15 protein-coding genes and 2 pseudogenes are annotated in these 17,314 nt (G+C 68.7%); 10 read left to right on the forward strand and 7 right to left on the reverse strand.

Annotation, left to right across the window (positions count from 1 at the left end):
* The first annotated feature begins 111 nt into the window (after positions 1-111).
* Entirely contained in the window at positions 112-840 is a 729-nt protein-coding gene (locus tag D3105_RS34510) for a hypothetical protein (protein WP_165890985.1), read from the forward strand.
* Here the strand turns inward: D3105_RS34510 and D3105_RS35240 are convergent.
* Both D3105_RS35240 and D3105_RS08390 read right to left on the reverse strand, forming a co-directional pair.
* A pseudogene (locus D3105_RS35240) lies at positions 723-1,025 on the reverse strand (hypothetical protein); the annotation flags it as partial. The gene D3105_RS34510 and the pseudogene D3105_RS35240 sit on opposite strands and share 118 nt — an antisense overlap.
* Before the next feature lie 252 nt (positions 1,026-1,277).
* Entirely contained in the window at positions 1,278-2,030 is a 753-nt protein-coding gene (locus D3105_RS08390) for a TetR/AcrR family transcriptional regulator (RefSeq protein ID WP_118901699.1), read from the reverse strand.
* Between the two features lie 850 nt (positions 2,031-2,880).
* On the opposite strand from D3105_RS08390, the gene D3105_RS08395 reads away from it, so the two are divergent.
* The 5 genes and pseudogenes from D3105_RS08395 (at position 2,881) to D3105_RS08420 (ending at position 8,446) form a co-directional block, all read left to right on the forward strand.
* On the forward strand, positions 2,881-3,960 hold the full coding sequence (locus D3105_RS08395; RefSeq protein WP_118901654.1) for a polyprenyl synthetase family protein: 1,080 nt from the start codon (positions 2,881-2,883) through the stop codon (positions 3,958-3,960).
* A gap of 59 nt (positions 3,961-4,019) precedes the next feature.
* On the forward strand, positions 4,020-5,582 hold the full coding sequence (locus D3105_RS08400) for a phytoene desaturase (RefSeq protein ID WP_118901657.1): 1,563 nt from the start codon (positions 4,020-4,022) through the stop codon (positions 5,580-5,582).
* The gene (locus D3105_RS08405) at positions 5,579-6,631 is read left to right on the forward strand and encodes a phytoene/squalene synthase family protein (protein WP_118901660.1); all 1,053 of its coding nucleotides are present in this window, start codon (positions 5,579-5,581) and stop codon (positions 6,629-6,631) included. Before D3105_RS08400 ends, D3105_RS08405 begins: the two co-directional genes overlap by 4 nt.
* 81 nt (positions 6,632-6,712) lie before the next feature.
* Positions 6,713-7,425 (forward strand): annotated as a pseudogene (locus tag D3105_RS08410) (DUF5914 domain-containing protein); the annotation flags it as partial.
* 436 nt (positions 7,426-7,861) lie between these two features.
* A complete protein-coding gene (locus D3105_RS08420; protein WP_118901663.1) occupies positions 7,862-8,446 on the forward strand; it encodes a DUF4383 domain-containing protein in 585 nt (194 codons plus the stop codon).
* A 74-nt stretch (positions 8,447-8,520) separates the two neighbouring features.
* Here the strand turns inward: D3105_RS08420 and D3105_RS08425 are convergent, their stop codons facing one another.
* The 5 genes from D3105_RS08425 to D3105_RS08450 form a co-directional block, all read right to left on the reverse strand.
* On the reverse strand, positions 8,521-9,303 hold the full coding sequence (locus D3105_RS08425; RefSeq protein ID WP_118901666.1) for an anti-sigma factor: 783 nt from the start codon (positions 9,301-9,303) through the stop codon (positions 8,521-8,523).
* Entirely contained in the window at positions 9,290-9,847 is a 558-nt protein-coding gene (locus tag D3105_RS08430; protein ID WP_225994710.1) for a sigma-70 family RNA polymerase sigma factor, read from the reverse strand. The genes D3105_RS08425 and D3105_RS08430 overlap by 14 nt, the downstream gene beginning before the upstream one ends.
* A 47-nt stretch (positions 9,848-9,894) precedes the next feature.
* On the reverse strand, positions 9,895-10,578 hold the full coding sequence (locus tag D3105_RS08435; RefSeq protein WP_240646845.1) for a class F sortase: 684 nt from the start codon (positions 10,576-10,578) through the stop codon (positions 9,895-9,897).
* A 94-nt stretch (positions 10,579-10,672) separates the two neighbouring features.
* The gene (locus D3105_RS08440) at positions 10,673-11,509 is read right to left on the reverse strand and encodes a DUF4397 domain-containing protein (protein WP_118901675.1); all 837 of its coding nucleotides are present in this window, start codon (positions 11,507-11,509) and stop codon (positions 10,673-10,675) included.
* Between the two features lie 480 nt (positions 11,510-11,989).
* On the reverse strand, positions 11,990-13,036 hold the full coding sequence (locus D3105_RS08450; RefSeq protein WP_206272690.1) for a hypothetical protein: 1,047 nt from the start codon (positions 13,034-13,036) through the stop codon (positions 11,990-11,992).
* Positions 13,037-13,347: 311 nt separating this feature from the next.
* On the opposite strand from D3105_RS08450, the gene D3105_RS08455 reads away from it, so the two are divergent.
* Genes D3105_RS08455 through D3105_RS08470 form a run of 4 tightly spaced genes read left to right on the forward strand, consistent with a single transcriptional unit; the run spans position 13,348 to position 17,231 of the window.
* The gene (locus D3105_RS08455) at positions 13,348-14,307 is read left to right on the forward strand and encodes an ABC transporter substrate-binding protein (protein WP_118901680.1); all 960 of its coding nucleotides are present in this window, start codon (positions 13,348-13,350) and stop codon (positions 14,305-14,307) included.
* A 1-nt stretch (position 14,308) separates the two neighbouring features.
* Positions 14,309-15,259: an amino acid ABC transporter permease gene (locus D3105_RS08460; RefSeq protein ID WP_118901683.1), complete on the forward strand. Its 951-nt coding sequence runs from the start codon at positions 14,309-14,311 to the stop codon at positions 15,257-15,259.
* A gap of 8 nt (positions 15,260-15,267) precedes the next feature.
* On the forward strand, positions 15,268-16,020 hold the full coding sequence (locus D3105_RS08465) for an amino acid ABC transporter ATP-binding protein (RefSeq protein ID WP_118901687.1): 753 nt from the start codon (positions 15,268-15,270) through the stop codon (positions 16,018-16,020).
* Positions 16,017-17,231, forward strand: a complete 1,215-nt coding sequence (locus D3105_RS08470) for a M20 family metallopeptidase (protein WP_118901690.1) — start codon at positions 16,017-16,019, stop codon at positions 17,229-17,231. The genes D3105_RS08465 and D3105_RS08470 overlap by 4 nt, the downstream gene beginning before the upstream one ends.
* Positions 17,232-17,314 lie beyond the last annotated feature (83 nt).

The following is a 17,314-nucleotide window of genomic DNA, read 5'->3' on the forward strand; positions in this document are numbered from 1 at the left end:
CGAGCCGCCGACTCAACGACATACGTCACTCTGCAACACCGATTCCCTCGCAGTGGCCATGTCCGAGAGGCCACGGCACAGACCTCAGAAACGCTCGATCGCATGTGGGGCGTGCCGTGCAGGATCATCTCCACTCGCGCACGCCTGGTCCGGAGGAGCGCGGGCACCTCCGAACTCAGCGAGCAAACGCGACAATCACACCTCGGAGCCGCTCACAGTCGGTCGGCCGACGGCGCGGATCGCATCGGCGGCACCTACGCCAAGGCGGCCTTCGGGACCCGCCTGTTCTGGATCACTCCCGGCCTGCGGGCCCTCCTCGCCCTCGACCTCGCGGTCGCCACCGCGGGAGCGATCGTCTTCGTCAACACCGTCGTGATCGTCCGCGACCACTTCGACCGCCCCGCCGGCGCCGTCTCCCTCGCCCTGGCCGCCTACGGCGCGGGCTCCATCCTCACCGCACTGGCCCTGCCCCGCCTGCTGCGCCGCTTCAACGACCGGACCGTCATGCTCCTGGCCGCCTTCGCCCTTTCCCTGATCCTGGCCGCCGTCGCCGTACTGACCGCCCGGACACCGAGCACCGGGACCTGGGCCGCGGCACTGGCGGCCTGGGCTGCGATCGGCGCCGCCTCCTCCGCCGTGCTCACCCCCGGCGGCGGGGTCATCCGACGCTCCGCGAACGACGCGGACCTCCCCGCCGCCTTCGCCGCACAGTTCTCCCTCTCCCACACCAGCCCCTCGCGCCACACCGGCACCTGCGCCTTCGGCTTCGCTGCCGTCGACACCGACGATGCCTCCTCTGCCGGCCCCTGCGCCGGCATCACCCGTTCGGTCCGGGCGTGATCTGCGGTCTCATCCACCGGACCCAGAACCTCGCCGACCCGTGAGCGGGCGATGGCCCGCTCCTTCCCTTCCCGCTCGGCCACGGCCGGCTCGGCCTGGACGCGGTCGGCCTCCTCCCGCAGCTCGTCCACACGACGGCGAGCACCCAGCTCCCGCTGCTCGAACAACCACACGACCGACGGCATCCACAGCCTCCCCAGGAACGATGACACGACAGGCCACCCCTCCCACGGGAACACCGAACCCACGCCTGACCAGCGAAGACACCGGTCTCAGGTTCGGTACGACAACACCTGCTCAAGACAATCGGCACGTTATCCGAGGAGAGGCCGGCCCAACGAGCTCGTGCATGGTCGGCGGTGAGACGGCGAGGACTTGATCGTTGATCATGGACATGTGGTGGGATCCGCGACGATTTCGGTGATGGTGACGTTGAGTCAGTCGGACTCTCCGCCCAGCAGGGCGTCCAGGCCGGCAGCCAGCTCGTCCGGCCCGCCCCGGTCGACGAGACCGAGAGCTGTCGCCCGCAGCCGAGGCAGTTCACCGACGGGAATCCGGTGGAGACCCACCCGAAAGGCCGGGTCAGGCTCTTCGGGATCGTCGTCCATGGCCCGCAGTTCGACAAGGATGAATCCGAGCAGCCATGCCGTGAACCTTCTGTGGATACGGATGGCTTCCGGCTCGGGGAATCCGTACGCATGCAGCAGGGCCAGGACGCGTTCGTCGCTCCGCAGAACAGGGAGGGGCCTGCGAGCCAGCGGGGTGGCCAGCAGGCGTGTGGCCAGGAGCGGCACCACATGCGGGTGGCGCAGGGCGACCCCGTAGGTGGCGCGCGCGATGCGGTGGAGGCCGGGCTGCCAGCCGGGAGGTTCCGTCGGCCGGCGCTTCGACTCGGCCGCGCCGTCAAGGTCGTCCAGGTCCCGCCCGAGTTCCAGGTCAACTTGCAGACAGAACTCCTCGACCAGGCCGTCCAGCAGTGCGTCCTTGCTGGGGGCGTACCTGTACAGCGCCATGGCCTCGACGCCGAGTTCCGCACCGAGTTTGCGCATGCTGAGGCCCGCCAGGCCGTCACGGTCCACAACTTCCAAGGCAGCGAGGAGTACTCGCTCCCTACTGAGGCGCCCGTACCGCCCTTTGTCCCCGGCTCGGCGGGCCGGCCCACCGGCGCCGTCGTCGTGTTCCTGCGTCATCGCGTACCCCACTTGACACCGAGAGGCCTGAGGATCAAAATCGTACATATACGTCGCTGGCGCCGGCGGCGCCGGCGAGCGTCAGAACGGAGCTGACAGCAACAACCGCGGCGCGCCGGATCAAAGACGAAACGGACACGATCACTCCTTGCTCAGTGGACTACGACACGCGGTGTTCAGCCGTGGAGGTCTCCTTGGATGCACCCCCGAGATTCCGGACCCGGCGCCAGGTGCCCTCCCCAGCCCCCTCGTCCTCGATCTCCATGTCATTGTTTCAACGATTAAGAATTTAGCGAGTCGAACAACATACGCCCTCTGCGAGGAGACTTCGCGGTCCCCCGGATGGTCGGACACGTGTCCGCGAACGGCTGCGCCGACTCCAGCCGGGACGGCGCCGAGGCGGCAAGTGCGTACGGCGAAGCGAGCCTCCCCGGGCGGCGTGCCCCCCTCGCCCAACTGGCAGCGGTGCATGGCCCCGAGGAAGATCGTTTCTGGGTTCCTCATCGTTTCTGGGGTCTACACAGACAGCGCGAGGACTCCATCAGGGCTCTTCCCATTCCGATCGACGCCGCATCGGGCTTCCGGCCCCTGGTGAGCAAGTGCTATTCCGATGAGAGGTGAAGGCATGTCACGCCGTCGTGCTGTGCGGGCTCCAGCCTCGCCGTATACGACTCACGACGAACACGTCCAACGGGCGCCGGCGGCCGAAGCATCCCGCTCCGCGTCTCACGAGGATCAAAGTGAGAAGGAGAGGAAGGGCCACGGCCCGGGAGTCGCCGGGTCGCCCGGCAGGCAGTCAGCCGAGCACGCGCCGGACCATGACACCGACACGGCGAGATCCGTGGAGCACATGCTGGATGTCTACACCGGGCAGCGCGTACGCGACGCCCGGACTGTCGACCCGTTGTTCTCGCGGGAGGTCGCTGAGCGAGTGCGGCTCTTCGCGCTGCGCGGCGGCAAACGCATGCGGGCACGATTCGCCTGGTGGGGCTGGCGTGCGGGTGGCGGCTCCCCGATCGGGAAGGGCGCCGAGTCCGCCCTCCGGCTCGGAGCCGCTTTGGAGTTGATCCAGACCTGCGCGCTCATCCACGACGATGTGATGGACGGGTCGTCGCTGCGCCGCGGGTCGCCGGCGCTCCACGTCGAGTTCGCCGACAACCACGTACGGTCCGGGATGCGGGGAGACCACAACGCTCACGGGCGGGCAGCGGCGATCCTGGCCGGCGACCTGGCCCTGGCCTGGGCGGACGATCTTGTCGCCGACATCCTGACCGGATCAGCGAACCGCGAGCACGTTCAGAGGCTGTGGCGTGCGATGCGCGGTGAGATGGTCGCAGGCCAGTATCTGGACATGCGCGCCCAAGCGGACGGCTCATCCACTACGGATCGGGCTTTGCGCATCGCCTGTCTGAAAACGGCTCTCTACACGGTAGAGCGACCCCTGGCTCTCGGCGCGGCGCTCGCCGGAGCCGACGGCCGGACAACGTCCGCTCTCTGCTCCGCGGGCCGCAGCGCAGGTATCGCCTTTCAGCTGTACGACGACCTGCTGAGCGTCTTCGGCGACTCGTCGGTCACCGGAAAGCCCTCTGGAGAGGACGTTCGCGCCGGGAAACTCACCTACCTGACCGCGGTGGCGCGGACGTTGTCGGAAGAGGCCGGGGACGCCTCCGCCCGGCACGTGCTGAACCGATCACTTGGCGATCCCTCTCTTTCCGGTGCCGGGCTGGACGAGCTGCTCCGAACCCTGGAACACACGGGAGCACGCAGGGCGACAGAGAGGGAGATCGATCGCCTCGTGTCGGACAGTCAGGAACATCTGTTGAGGGCCGCCCTTTCTGCGTCTGTGCACGGGCGGCTCTCCGCTCTGATCGGGTCAGTCGTCGGGATCCCCCTCGCCTACCGGGTCCCTGACAGCGACGTGGTCCGGTAGCGGCCCTCCAGCACCTGCTGCGAGACAACGAAAGCCCCCTCCCCAGGAAAGAGAATCAGGTGAAATCAGTACCGGGACCGACTGATCATGTGGTCGTCGTCGGGGCAGGTCTGGCAGGTCTCTCTGCCACCCTGCATCTTCTGGGCGCCCAACGGCGTGTCACGGTCATCGAACGCGAGGCGTCACCGGGCGGACGCGCAGGACGCTTCGACATGGGCGGGTTCCGCGTCGACAGTGGACCCACCGTGATGACCATGCCCGAAATCGCCGACGAAGCCTTCGCCGCCGTCGGCGACCGTCTGGCCGACCGGGTCGAGCTGCTGGAACTGCGTCCCGCCTACCGGGCGCAATTCGCAGACGGAGCCCAGCTGGATGTACACACCTCCGCAGACGCCATGGAAGAGGAGATCCGCCGCTTCGCGGGCGACCGTGAGGCGGCGGGATACCGGCGTCTGCGATCCTGGCTCACCGACTTGTACGCAGCGCAGATGCGGCGCTTCATCGATACCAACTTCGACTCGCCCCTACAGTTGATGCACCCCGACCTGGCACGGCTGGCACGCCTGCGCGCCTTCGGACGGCTGGATCCCCAGATCGGTCGGTTCCTCTCGGACGAGCGCCTGCGACGGGTCTTCTCCTTCCAGGCCCTGTACGCGGGCGTGGCCCCCGAACGTGCGCTGGCCGCTTATGCGGTGATCGCCTACATGGACACCGTGGCGGGCGTGTACTTCCCTCGTGGCGGGATGCACGCTCTCCCTCGCGGGATGGCCGAATCGGCTGCGCGGGCGGGAGCGGATTTCCGCTGGAGTACCGAGGTCGAGCGCCTCGAACACAGCGGCAGCCGGATCACCGCCGTGGTGACGGCGCAAGGTGAGCGCATCCCGTGCGACGCCGTGGTCCTCACCCCGGATCTTCCCGTCGTCTACCGGCTGCTGGAGCGAGCTCCCCGACGAGCGGTGAGACTTCAGCATTCTCCGTCCGCCGTGATCCTGCACGCCGGCACGGACCGGACCTGGCCTCAGCTGGCCCACCACACCATCTCCTTCGGCGCGGCCTGGAAGACCACGTTCCGGGAGCTGACCGTCGATGGGCGCGTGATGAGCGACCCCTCGCTCCTGATCACCCGGCCCACGACGCATGACTCCTCGCTGGCTCCCGAGGGCAAACACCTCCACTACATCCTGGCTCCGTGCCCCAACACGGACATCGGCCCCGGGGTGCGCGAGTGGCAGGACCTGTCGCCGCGCTACCGCGACAGCCTCGTCACCGAGCTGGAACGCCGTGGCCTGGACGGCCTCGGCGCGTCGATCGAGGAAGAGTGCCTCGTCACTCCGGCCGACTGGACGGCCCAGGGGCATGCGGCGGGTACACCTTTCTCGGCCGCACACACCTTCGCCCAGACCGGCCCCTTCCGGCCACGCAACCTGCTGCGCGGAATCGACAACGCGGTCATCGCGGGCTGCGGCACCACACCCGGCGTCGGGGTGCCCACCGTGCTGATCTCCGGGAAACTCGCGGCGTCCCGCGTCACCGGGCGTGCCGGCGCACCACGTGGGACGTCCGCGGCGCGACGCAGCGGCCCCTTTGGCCGGACAGCCTCCACCACGGCGGTGAACTCATGACGCGACGAGAGCTCGACGCTGCCGGCATCGAGGAGCCCGCACTGCGCGCGGCGTACACGCACTGCCGGCGACTCAACGCGCGGCACGGCAAGACCTACTTCCTCGCCACTCGCCTGCTGCCGATCTCCCGCAGGCCGGCCGTTCACGCCCTGTACGGGTTCGCCCGCTGGGCCGACGACATCGTGGACGATCTCAGCAGCAACGCCACGCGAGCCCAGCGGGACACGGCCCTGCACACGCTGCGGGACCGCCTGGACACCGGTCTGCGCACCGGCAGGAGCGAGGAGCCGGTGGTTCAGGCGCTGGTTCACACAGCCGTGCGGTACGACATCGACCACAGCTACTTCGTCGACTTCATGGCCTCGATGCTGAGCGACCTCGACGTCACCGACTACCCCACGTACGAGCATCTCGCCAGGTACATGCACGGCTCGGCCGCGGTGATCGGTCTGCAGATGCTGCCGGTGCTCGGGACCGTGACGCCCAGTGAGGAAGCAGCACCGCATGCGGCGGCCCTGGGTGTCGCTTTCCAACTCACCAATTTTCTCCGGGATGTCGGCGAGGATCTCGACCGGGGACGGGTCTACCTGCCCGCCGACCTTCTGGCAGCCCACGGGGTGGACCGCGAACTTCTGCTGTGGAGCCGCAGAAGCGGACGGGACGACCCACGGATCCGGGCGGCCGTCCTGGACGTCGTGGCACTGACGCACGATGTCTACCGGCAGGCGGAACCAGGGCTGGACATGCTCGATCCGGTCACTCGGCCCTGCATGCGAACGGCGTTCACGCTGTACCGCGGCATCCTGGGGGCGATCGAGGCGGACGGCTTCCAGGTCGTACACCGTCGTTCGGTGGTGCCGCGGCGGCGCAGGGCGTTCGTCGCCCTGGCGGGGGCGATCCGGATGGCAACGGCCCAACGCGCAGGCGGCGGCCATCCGGGGGGCCTGCGCGACACTGCCCCGGCCGCCCCGAGGGGAGAGCCGTTGCTTCACCAGCAGTCCGCACTGCGGCAGGAGAAGGATCTGCCTCGGCTGCCGCCTCACCCGTGACGCTTCGGGGTTCGTTCCGACGCGAGGGGCGAACCGGCCTCGCGGGCTGCGTACAGCGACCTTATGAGGAGAGATCCCGAGATGACGGGACCGGACAACGGCGGCGGATCCAGTCGGCCGGAACGCCGCCGCAGCCTGCGCGACCGTGTTCCGCTGCGTCTGCGGAAGCCGGTTGCGTGGCACCGCAAGCAGCCACCTGGCGGGAGGCGAAACCGGCGACCATCGCGGGGGCTCTCACGCGGGCGAACGCGCTGCCCTGCGGGAACTGGTACGTGATCGGGGCGAGCCGGGAGATCGGAGGGCAGACGCCCGTCGGCCGGAGCCTCGCGGGAACCGATGTCGTCGTCCGGAGAGACACGGAAGGCCGTCTCAAGGCGGGCCACGGTAGCTGCCCGCACCTGGGCGCTCCGCTGCGGGACAGCCCGGTGGTGTGCGGGACTCTGGTCTGTCACTGGCATGGACTGGCTCTACAGGGCGATGCGTTCGCCGGGTGGACGCCCTATCCGGTGTACGACGACGGCGTGCTGGTCTGGGTCCGTCTGGACGCCACCGGCGGGGAAGCGCCCCTTGACCGGACCGTACTGCCGGCGCGACCCGAGCTCATGGGTTCCGTCGCCGCCGTCTGCACAACCGTGGGCACCTGTGAGCCGGAGGATATCGTCGCCGCCCGGCTCGATCCGTGGCACGGCGCCTGGTTCCACCCGTACTCGTTCGTCGACCTGAAAGTCCTCGACACGTCACACGGATCATCGCCAGACCATGAGGACGGCTTCGCGGTCGATGTCTCCCTCGAGGAGCCTCACCGAGGTGGGCGGGCGGGGACGTGAGCCGGTGGGCGAGCGACAGCCCAGCGGCCCCCGCCCCGACAACGACGATGTCGGCGTCTGTCACAAGTACCTGTCTCTCCTCTCGCAAGGCGACTTCGGCGCCCTATCCGCCATCAGAGATCACGAATTGTCCCCTCACCGCTCCCCCGTGAGCGGCGCGGTCGTGGTGCCTGGCTCCGGAAGCACGGCGGCCCGCCCGATCGGACGAATTCTGCGTGTTCAACACCTTCCACCTGCATCCGAATCATGGATCTCCGCGAAGTCACGGATAGTTCCGTCCGCCACAGAGGCAAGGGGTACTGGTGCTCACGTTCGAAATCAAAGGCATGGTGTTCGTGATGGTCGGGGAGCAACAACACGCATCTAGTTTCTCGTCCGCTGTACCTCGATGGGTGGGAGCGCGATGAAACTCAGTGACGAACTCCCCATCGATCACCATCTGGTCAAGGTGTACCGGGTGGGAGCCGCTTTGTGCGGGTGCGTTCTGCTCGCCTTCGGATGCCTGGGCTTCGCGGACGCTTTGAGCCCCTTCAACACGTCGGGCGACCGCATCGCGGGCATGACGACCAACATCGCTCTCAGTTGGGTCTCCGTCGTCGTCGGCCTGGCCCTGCTCGCCGGGGCCGCAGTGGGCGGAAACTTCGCCTCCACGTTGAACATGACGGTCGGAGCGCTCTTCATCCTGAGCGGCTTCTATCATCTGTTCGTTCTGGACAGGTCGGCCAACTTCCTCGACTTCGGTATGACGAACGTCATTTTCAGCTTCGTCATGGGGCTGCTGATTCTGACGTTCGGCATGTACGGGCGGGTTTCCAGCAAGCTGTCGCACGACAATCCCTACTGGCGCAGGCGGCACCCGCGCGAGGCCGCTCGGGAGGCGGCTCTCAAACGCCGTATCGCCATGGCGTCGGCCACGGACTCGGTGGAACAGTCCGGCCCGGAACGCCGACACCCGCTTGTACGAGGGGACGGCACCAGCACTCCCTGAGGCCGGTTCGGGCCTGCGGCGTGGCCGCGGGCCCGAACCGCCCTGGCTCCGGAGCAAGGATGAGACCCCTGGAATCAGGTCGAGGCGAAGGCTCCGCGGACCACGCTGTTGCCCGAGTGCTCGGGACTGCCGTTGAACTCCTGTACCGATACGTCGACGATCGGGTACTCGACCAGGTCGACGTTGTCCGGCACGGGCAGGACGGCATGGCCGTCAGCACCCAGGACACCCATGGAGATGAGTTTCTTGTGGCTGCGGTCCATGAGCCAGACCTCGAAGTAGCCTGTGGTCTTCGGCAGACCCTTGACCTTGATGTCAAGCTTCCGCTGCCCCGCCGCGTCCCCCATCCGTGCGGAGCCGAGCGCGCTCGGCAGCAAGGGGTCGAGGGCCCTGCTCGTTCCGGCGACGGTGGACGGCTCCTGGCGATCCACCGCCCACCAAGTGAGACCGCTGCCCGCTGCGGCGCCGAGAAGCGCGGCGGCCGCCGCCAGCGCGAGAGCGGAGCGCCACCGACTGCGTCTGCTTCCGTCGCCTCCGGCCCTGCCGTCCGCGACGATACTGACATCTTCCCGCGAGCTCGGCCGCGAACCGTTCGCCGGGGAATCCTCATCGAGGGTGGGCGAGTCCGCTCCCTGGGAAGACAACCCCAGTTCAGCGCAGATGCCCGACCACACCTCCGGCGGCGGCTCCACGAGTTCCAGTGGCTCACCAGTCGATCGACCGGTATCGAGCACCCGGCGCAGGTCGGCCAGCTCCGCCGCACACTCGGTGCAGTCGAGTACATGAGCCGCGACGGAAGGCGGCGGTACGTCGCCCAAGGCGAGCATCGCCAACTCGTCCAGATCACTGTGCGGCACCGTCCACCTCCTCCATCTTGCGCTTCAGCGCGATGAGTCCACGCCGTGCATGCGTCTTCACCGTGCCCAGGGGAAGTCCGGTGCGCTCGGCGATCTGCATCTGAGTCAGATCGTCGAAAAAGGTCATCTCCAGCACCTGACGCTGGGCATCGGAGAGATCGGCGAGACACTCCCGCACCAGGAGTTGATCGACGACCGCGTTCGGGGTGGCCTCGGCCACCAGGGTGTCCTCGGCCTTGGCGGCGGACACCGCCTCCAGGTCACGCCGGCGGCGCGACCGCTGATCCAGAGCGTCGGCGATCTTGAAGCGCGTGATACCCATCAGCCAGCCGGGAAGCGTGCCCCGCTCCGGCCGGAACCCCGCCCTCCCGCGCCAGGCTCCGATGAAGACCTGCTGCGCCACGTCCTTCGCCTCCTCCGAGTCCCCCAGCGCGCGGCTGGCCGCGCTGTAGACGAGGGAGCCCCATCGGCGATAGGCCGCGGCCAGACACGCTTCATCGCCCAGAGCGAACCCCTTGGCAATATCCTCATCCGTCGTCGGCACGCCGTACAGACTAGTAGCAAGAACCCGAGGTCCACCCCAGGACATCGTCAGCTCGATTCCGGTACGGCAGTGACCACCAGGTTGTCCTGATATCCGCCTCGGTCCTTCAGGTACGGTCCCGTGCAGGTGATCAAGGTGAGGACGGGCGGGCCGTCCCTTCGGAAGACCCCGGAATCCGCGAGTTCTTCCTTGGGCACCGTCTCGCGGGAAGCGATCCGGTACACGCGAGTGGCCCCGTCCGCGGCACGCACCTCGACACGGTCGTTCTGCTCGACGTCGCTGAGCTCGGCCAGCACACCCAGGCCCTGGGTCTGCGAGTCGACGTGGCCGACGATCACGGAGGACCCTTCGGCGGCGCCGGGGGCCGGACCGAAGCGGTACCAGCCCACTCGGCGGGCGTCGTCGGGGACCTCTGCCTCGCCGTCGGGGGCCACCCCGACGGCATCGACGGGCGCTTCCACACCCAGGCGCGGGATCACCAGTGAGCGCGGCGAGGCGTTCACCGGCCTCGATGGACTCGAGGACGGCTCGGCACCCGGCGTGGAGGGCTGCGGCGTGGAGCCCGACGGCCCCCCGCTCGTCATGGTGGGCCGGGGGGCGAGCGGAGCCCCGAAGTCCGCCGGACCGTCGTCGTCGGTGAGCCGCTCTGTCGCGAAGACGACGAGCATCAACAGGACAGTGAGGGCTGCGGCGAGGAACCCCCAGCGTTTACGTGGGGAACGGTGCTTCATCGACGAAGACCTCTGCTTCGGAAAGGGACGAAGAGGGAGGGCAGCGGGACGGAGCGGTCAGGCGCGCGTCCGTCCCGCCGGGTGGCGGCGCAGTTCAGCGCTGCGAGTCGAACAGCCGGCGTCCGCCGACGACCGCACCCGCGAGAGCCAGGCCGCCGAGCGCCAAGGACCAGCCGGGGAGTCCGGTGCTGTTCACCGCGTTCTCGCCCGTCTCGCCTGCCGGGACTCCGTGCGGGGCGGAGTGAAGGTCCTTGAACGTCTGCGTCTTGAGCGCGAGGTTCTTGTCGTCGGCGCTGCCCCACGCGTAGACGACGGTGTTGGTTCCCTCGGCCAGGTCGAGGTCGGCGGGGCCGATGGCGACCGTGTCGGTGCCGGCCAGGGTCACGTCGGCCTTCACGGTGCCGGCGTCGACCTCTCCCTTGACCTCCTTGGGGTTCACCAGGCCTTCGAAGACCGGGGTGCCTCCGGCTCGCACGTCGACGGCCGGAGCGGCGGCGACATGGCGGACGGCCAGTCGCGCCTTGCCCGCGGGCACCTTGGACAGGTCGTTGACGAAGGCGTTCAGGGCAGGCTTGCCGTCAGCGGTCAGGTGGGCGACGAGCGTGGCGTTGGCTCCGGCGGGCACATCGACCTTCTTCTCGATGGCGGGCGTGCCGTCGGGGCCCTCACCGTCCTTGAAGACCTTGATGTCGTAGCTGCCGGCGTCGAGCTTGAGCGGGTCGGTCAGAGTGCCGGGCTCGAAGTCGGGCAGCAACTCCTTGCCGTTGGCGAAGACGTCGACCTTCAGACCGGGTACGGCGTGGAAGACAGAGACGGTGGCCTGGTCGTCCTTGGCGGCAGCGGGCGCCGCCACTGCGGGGGCGGCCGCAGTCGCTCCGATGACCGTGGCGGTGGCCAGGACGAACGCTGCCGCGATGGGCCGAGGAGTCATGAAAGTTCCCTTCTACGGGACTCCTTGAATGGAGTCTGTGCGAGGGTTTCCGCCAGGGCCGCCATCGCGGTTTCACTTCCGTTGAAGATGTTCTATAAGAGCTTCAACAGACCATCAGCGTTGTGCAGAGCTCCAGCGAGCGTGATAACGGCTCGGGCAGGTCACAGGTCGCAGGTCGGGTCGCCGGGCCGACTCGGGCCGGCGTTCCGCACGCCCTGGGACATCGGCGAGTGCGGCGGGCCAAGAGGCGAGCAGGAGGCTTTCCGGTGGGCCAGGACATGGCCGACCACAGATGTCACCGAGCTCTCGCGGTGGCTCCTCGGGTGTACGTAGCGCGGTCCGACGCTTCGTACCTCAAGATCATTGGGGGGGGCCAGGTATCGCTGGCCGCGTACGGCATCCCCGCCGAGCTCCCGCCCGGCGACTGCGCAAGCACGATGCTGACGCTGCGCCGGGCGGGGTGAAGGTGCTGCTCGGACTTCAGCCGCAGTTGGTGACCGGCGTTCCGTTGTAGAGGTCGCGGTCCGGAATGCCGTCGACGACGCTGCGCAGGTAGTAGCCGCAGGTGGGACGGTTCTTGAAGTCGTAGGTTCCGCCGGGGCGCAGCCGCCAGATCTTGTAGTCGTCGTAGGTGAGGTAACGGTCGGGGTCGGCCTGCTCGGGACGGTGGTCGCCCAGGACGACGAAGGTGTCGGCTCCGGCTGCCGTGGCCAGGCCGTTCTTGTCGATGAAGAGGGAGCCGCCGTCGTCCACGCCGACACCCCACGCGGCTCCGCCCGTGGTGAGGCCGTCCTCGATGGCTCGGGCGACGAAGGCCATGGTGCGACCCATACGGTCGCGGGAGACGAAGTGCGAGTCGTTGACGGTGCCCGCGTAGTTCGGCCAGGAGAACATGCCGGTGGTGAAAGTGATCGCCGGGTCGTAGGGGTCGTAGAGCGCCTCGTCGGAAGTGACGCTGCCGCCGCAGGCGTCGTAGACGACGGCGCTGTTGATGTGGTGGCCCGCGCTGCCGCCGCCGGAGCCGCCTCCCTTGGCGACGACGGACTTCACGGAGTTCTGGAGCGCGGTGCCTTTCCAGTCGGCGTAGTCGCACTGGTCACCGCCGGCGAAGTAGACGAACTCGGCGTTGCGGATGTCGCTGTTGGCCGCGCTGTTGTTGCCGTCGTTGCGAGTGGTCAGCGTCCAGGTGGTGCAGGAGTTGACGCCGGCGAGGCCCATGACGGTGTCACACTCGGGGGTCTTGCTGCCGGAGCCGGGGGCGGAGGCGGCTATGACCACGACGTCGAGGGTGCCCGTACCGCCGCGGATCGCGTCGATGGCTCGGGTCATGGTCGCCGGGACGACCGCGCCTGAGCCGTTCATCGTGTACGCCGGGCCGGACCAGCTTCCGCGGCTGGCATCGGCGGAGTTGCCCAGTCGGATGCGCTTGGCAGCCGCGTGGGCGGATTCGGCCGTGACGAGGGTGGGGGCCAGCAGCGCCAGGGAGGCGGCCAGGCAGGTCACCAGCCGTAGGGGGATACGGAACACGGAGTTCTCCCGGGGACGGAGCGGAGGAGTGAGGCCGACGTGAAGTCGGTGGTGATGGAACGTACAGATTCCGAGCATCGTGCGCCAGATGTAACGCAGCGAGGATCGCGCAGACCGGGCCACCTCGGACAAATACAGGAGCCGGACTGCCCACACAGCGTCCCTGCGACATGTTTCACGGGGGTGCGGCGGCGCATCACAGGCAAGTAACGCTCGTTACATCTATACAGACGAAGCCGCGATGTGTAATTTCTGGGGCGGGCCGAGCGAGGAAGCCACCGCCGGCCGGACATCCCCCAGGAGGGAACGATATGAAGTACGCCCACGTCTCCGGTCGTGCTGTGACCGCCGCCGCGTTGACCACCACCGTCCTGCTGGCGCTCGCGGGCTGCGGAGAGGGCGGCGACGGGGTCGCCGCAGCCAAGGGTCCGGCGTCGCTGGAGGTCGCGGGGGTGACCGTGAGAAAGGACGCGAAGCTGCACGAAGCACTGCCCGACGCGGTCAAGAAGTCCGGCACCGTACGGGTTGCCACGGACGTGCCCTACGCGCCCTTCGAGATGTTCGTGACGGAGGGGGAGAAGGAGCTCACCGGCTTGGACTACGACCTCGGTCAGGCGATCGGCGCCCGGCTCGGCGTGACGTTCGCCTTCACCCCGCAGAAGTTCGACGGCATCGTGCCCGCCATACAGGCAGGAAAGTTCGACGTGGCCATGTCCGCGATGACGGACAACAAGGAGCGGCAGGCGGTCGTCGACTTCGTCGACTACTCCGTCTCCGGCTCCGGGATCATGGTCGTCAAGGGGAACCCCGAGAAGATCACCACGCTTGACGATCTGTGCGGCAAGAAGGTCGCCGTGCAGGCCGCCACCAACCAGCTGGACCTCCTCAAGGATCACCAGAAGGAGTGCGGGAAGGCGGGTGGCACCAAGATCGCCATCCAGACCTTCCCCAAGGACTCCGACGCCCAGCTCGCCCTGCGCGCCAACAAGGTTGTCGCCCAGGTGCTGACCAAGCCGGCGGCCGGCTGGACGGCCAAGACCGCAGACGGAGGCCAGGCCTTCGAGGTCGTCGACGACCCGGCCGCCACCGGCGGCTACAACGCCTCCCCCAACGGCATCGCCGTCTCCAAGAAGCTGCCCGAGTTGACGGACGCGATCCAGAAGGCGCTGCAGTCCCTGATAGACGACGGCACCGCCACCAAGATCTTCGAGAAGTACGGTGTCGCCTCGATCGCGGTCAAGGAAGTCACCCGGAACGCAGCGGTCGACTGAGATGACCACCACACTCGATCTCCGGACCGCCCCGGCCGAACAGGACCTGACCGTCGTCCCCGTACGCCACTACGGCCGCTGGGTCGCCGCCCTCGCCGCGGTACTCGCCCTGGCGGGACTGGTCGGTTCGCTGGCCACCAACGCCAATCTCCGCTGGGACATCATCGGCGACTACCTCTTCGCCGACCTGATCTTCGACGGGCTGGCCACCACCCTGTGGCTGACCGTCGCGGCGATGGCCCTCGGGCTTACCCTGGGCACCGTCATCGCGGTCATGCGCCTGTCGTCCAACCCCGTCCTCTACGGCCTCTCCTCACTGTTCGTCTGGGCCTTCCGCGGGACCCCGCTCCTCGTCCAGATCATCTTCTGGGGGTACGCGGGGGCCCTGTACAAGAACGTGCTCATCGGTATCCCCTTCACCGACATCACCTTCTTCCAGGCCGACACGAACTCCCTGCTCACCCCGGCCGTCGCAGCTCTGCTGGCGCTGGGGCTCAACGAGGCGGCGTACGCCTCGGAGATCGTCCGGGCCGGGATCCAGTCCGTCGACAGCGGGCAGGCCGAGGCAGCGCACTCACTCGGCATGCGGCCCGCGCTGACGATGCGCAGGATCGTTCTCCCCCAAGCCATGCGGGTGATCATCCCCCCGATGGGCAACGAGACGATCAACATGCTGAAGATGACCGCGCTGGTCTCCGTCATCGCCGCGCACGACCTGATGTCGAACATCCAGGAGGTGTACGCGCAGAACTACCAGGTCATCCCCATGCTCGTGGTCGCTTCGCTCTGGTACCTGGCACTGGTGAGCCTCCTGAGCTTCCCGCAGGCCTGGCTGGAGCGCCGCTACGGCCGGGGCACCGCACACGGGGGCCACACCTCCCCGTTGCGACGGATGTTCACCGGGTTCACCCGCGCGTCCGCGCCGAAGACCGGAAAGGAAGAGGGCCGTTGACCACGCCCATGGTGCACGCCCACGGCGTGCGCAAGCACTTCGGGAAGCTCGAGGTCCTCAAGGGCATCGACCTCACCGTCGAACGCGGGCAGGTGTGCTGCCTGCTCGGCCCCTCGGGCTCGGGCAAGTCCACTTTCCTGCGGTGCATCAACCATCTGGAGAAGATCGACGGCGGCACTCTCGCCGTCGAGGGAGAACTCGTCGGCTACCGGCGGCGCGGGGCCCGGCTCCACGAACTGCGGGAGAAGGAGATAGCCGCGCACCGCCGTGACATCGGCATGGTCTTCCAGCGGTTCAACCTCTTCCCCCACCTGACCGCCGAACAGAACGTCATGGAAGCGCCCGTCCGCGTCAGCGGCACGAGCACCGTCGAGGCCCGTGCCGAGGCCCGGCAGTTGCTGGAGAAGGTCGGGCTGGCGGACCGGGCCGGGCACTACCCGGCACAGCTCTCCGGCGGGCAGCAGCAGCGCGTCGCCATCGCCCGCGCTCTGGCCATGAAGCCGAAGCTGATGCTGTTCGACGAGCCCACCTCGGCGCTCGACCCCGAGCTCGTCGGCGACGTCCTGGACGTCATGCGGCAGCTGGCCGCCGACGGCATGACCATGGTCGTCGTCACCCACGAGATCGGGTTCGCCCGCGAGGTCGGCGACACGGCGGTCTTCATGGACGACGGCGTGGTGGTCGAAGCCGGCGACCCCCGGCACGTGCTCGTCGATCCGGAGCAGGAGCGCACCCGCGCCTTCCTGTCCAAGGTCCTGTGACCGCGCCCACCCGACAGCGTCCCCGTGCCCAGGATCTGCTGCCCCTCGCACGGGCCCGCCTCGACCGCTTTCTCGCCGACCTGGCCGGACTCGTGGCGATCGACTCCGGCTCCTACAGCCCCGCAGGGGTGAACCTGGTCGCCGACTGGACCGCCGCCCGGCTGTCCGCCCTCGGCTTCGCCGTCGAACGGGTCGCTCCCGGCAAAGCGAGCGGGGAGCGCACCGGGGACGTCCTGATCGGCCGCAGGACCGGCCGGCTCGCCGCCCGTGACGGCGGGCGGCGCATCCTGCTCGCCGCCCACATGGACACCGTCTTCGCGGACGGCACCGCCGCCACCCGCCCCTTCTCCCTCCGGGGCCGACTCGCGCACGGCCCCGGCGTCAGCGACGACAAGGGCGGCCTGCTCGCCGGGCTCACCGCTCTGGACATCCTCGCCGAGGCAGACGTCGAGGAGTACGCCGAGATCGTCTTCCTCGCCACCCCCGACGAGGAGATCGGCTCCCCGGCCAGCCGCCCCGTCACCGAACGAACCGCCCGGGGAGCGCACTTCGCGCTCGCCCTGGAGTGTGCACGGGAGAACGGTGACCTGGTCATCGCCCGCAAGGGGGTCGCCGACTTCCTCCTCACGGTCACTGGCCGCGCCGCCCACTCCGGCATCGAACCCGAGCGCGGCGCGAACGCCGCCCTCACCGCCGCCCACCTCGTCGTCGCCCTCCAGGCGCTCAATGGCCTGTGGGAGGACGTCACCGTCAACGTGGGCGTGGTACGGGCCGGTACGCGTACCAACATCGTCTGCCCCGAGGCGGAGCTGCGCGTCGAGATCCGCTCGGCCACCACAGCCGGGATGACACGGGCGCGGGCCGCCATCGAGGAGGCCGCCGCCCGGCCCGCAGTGGCCGGCACCTCGGTGGTGGTGGAGCAGCTCGACCTGTGCCCTCCCATGGAGGACACCGAGGTCACGCACCGCATGATGGCGCTGGCCCGGTCCCTGGGCGAGGAACTCGGCCTCGTCCTGGGGGCGGCCGCGACGGGCGGGGTGGGAGACGCCAACATCATCGCCGGCGTCGGAGTGCCCGTCCTCGATGGCCTCGGCCCCGTCGGAGGGTCCGACCACACTCCCGAGGAATGGCTCGACACGGCATCCGTACCCGAGCGGGTCGCCCTGCTCGCCGCACTCGTCGCCACGCTGGGCGACGGCCGCCACGCGTGACGCCCCGGCGGCACCGCCGCTCGTGGCGCGGCCGCCGCCGACGATACGGACCAGGCCCCCTGCCCGCCCACCCGGCCCCACAC

Origin of the sequence: Streptomyces globisporus, from assembly GCF_003501885.1 — a bacterium.
In the GTDB taxonomy this organism is placed as follows: domain Bacteria; phylum Actinomycetota; class Actinomycetes; order Streptomycetales; family Streptomycetaceae; genus Streptomyces; species Streptomyces globisporus_D.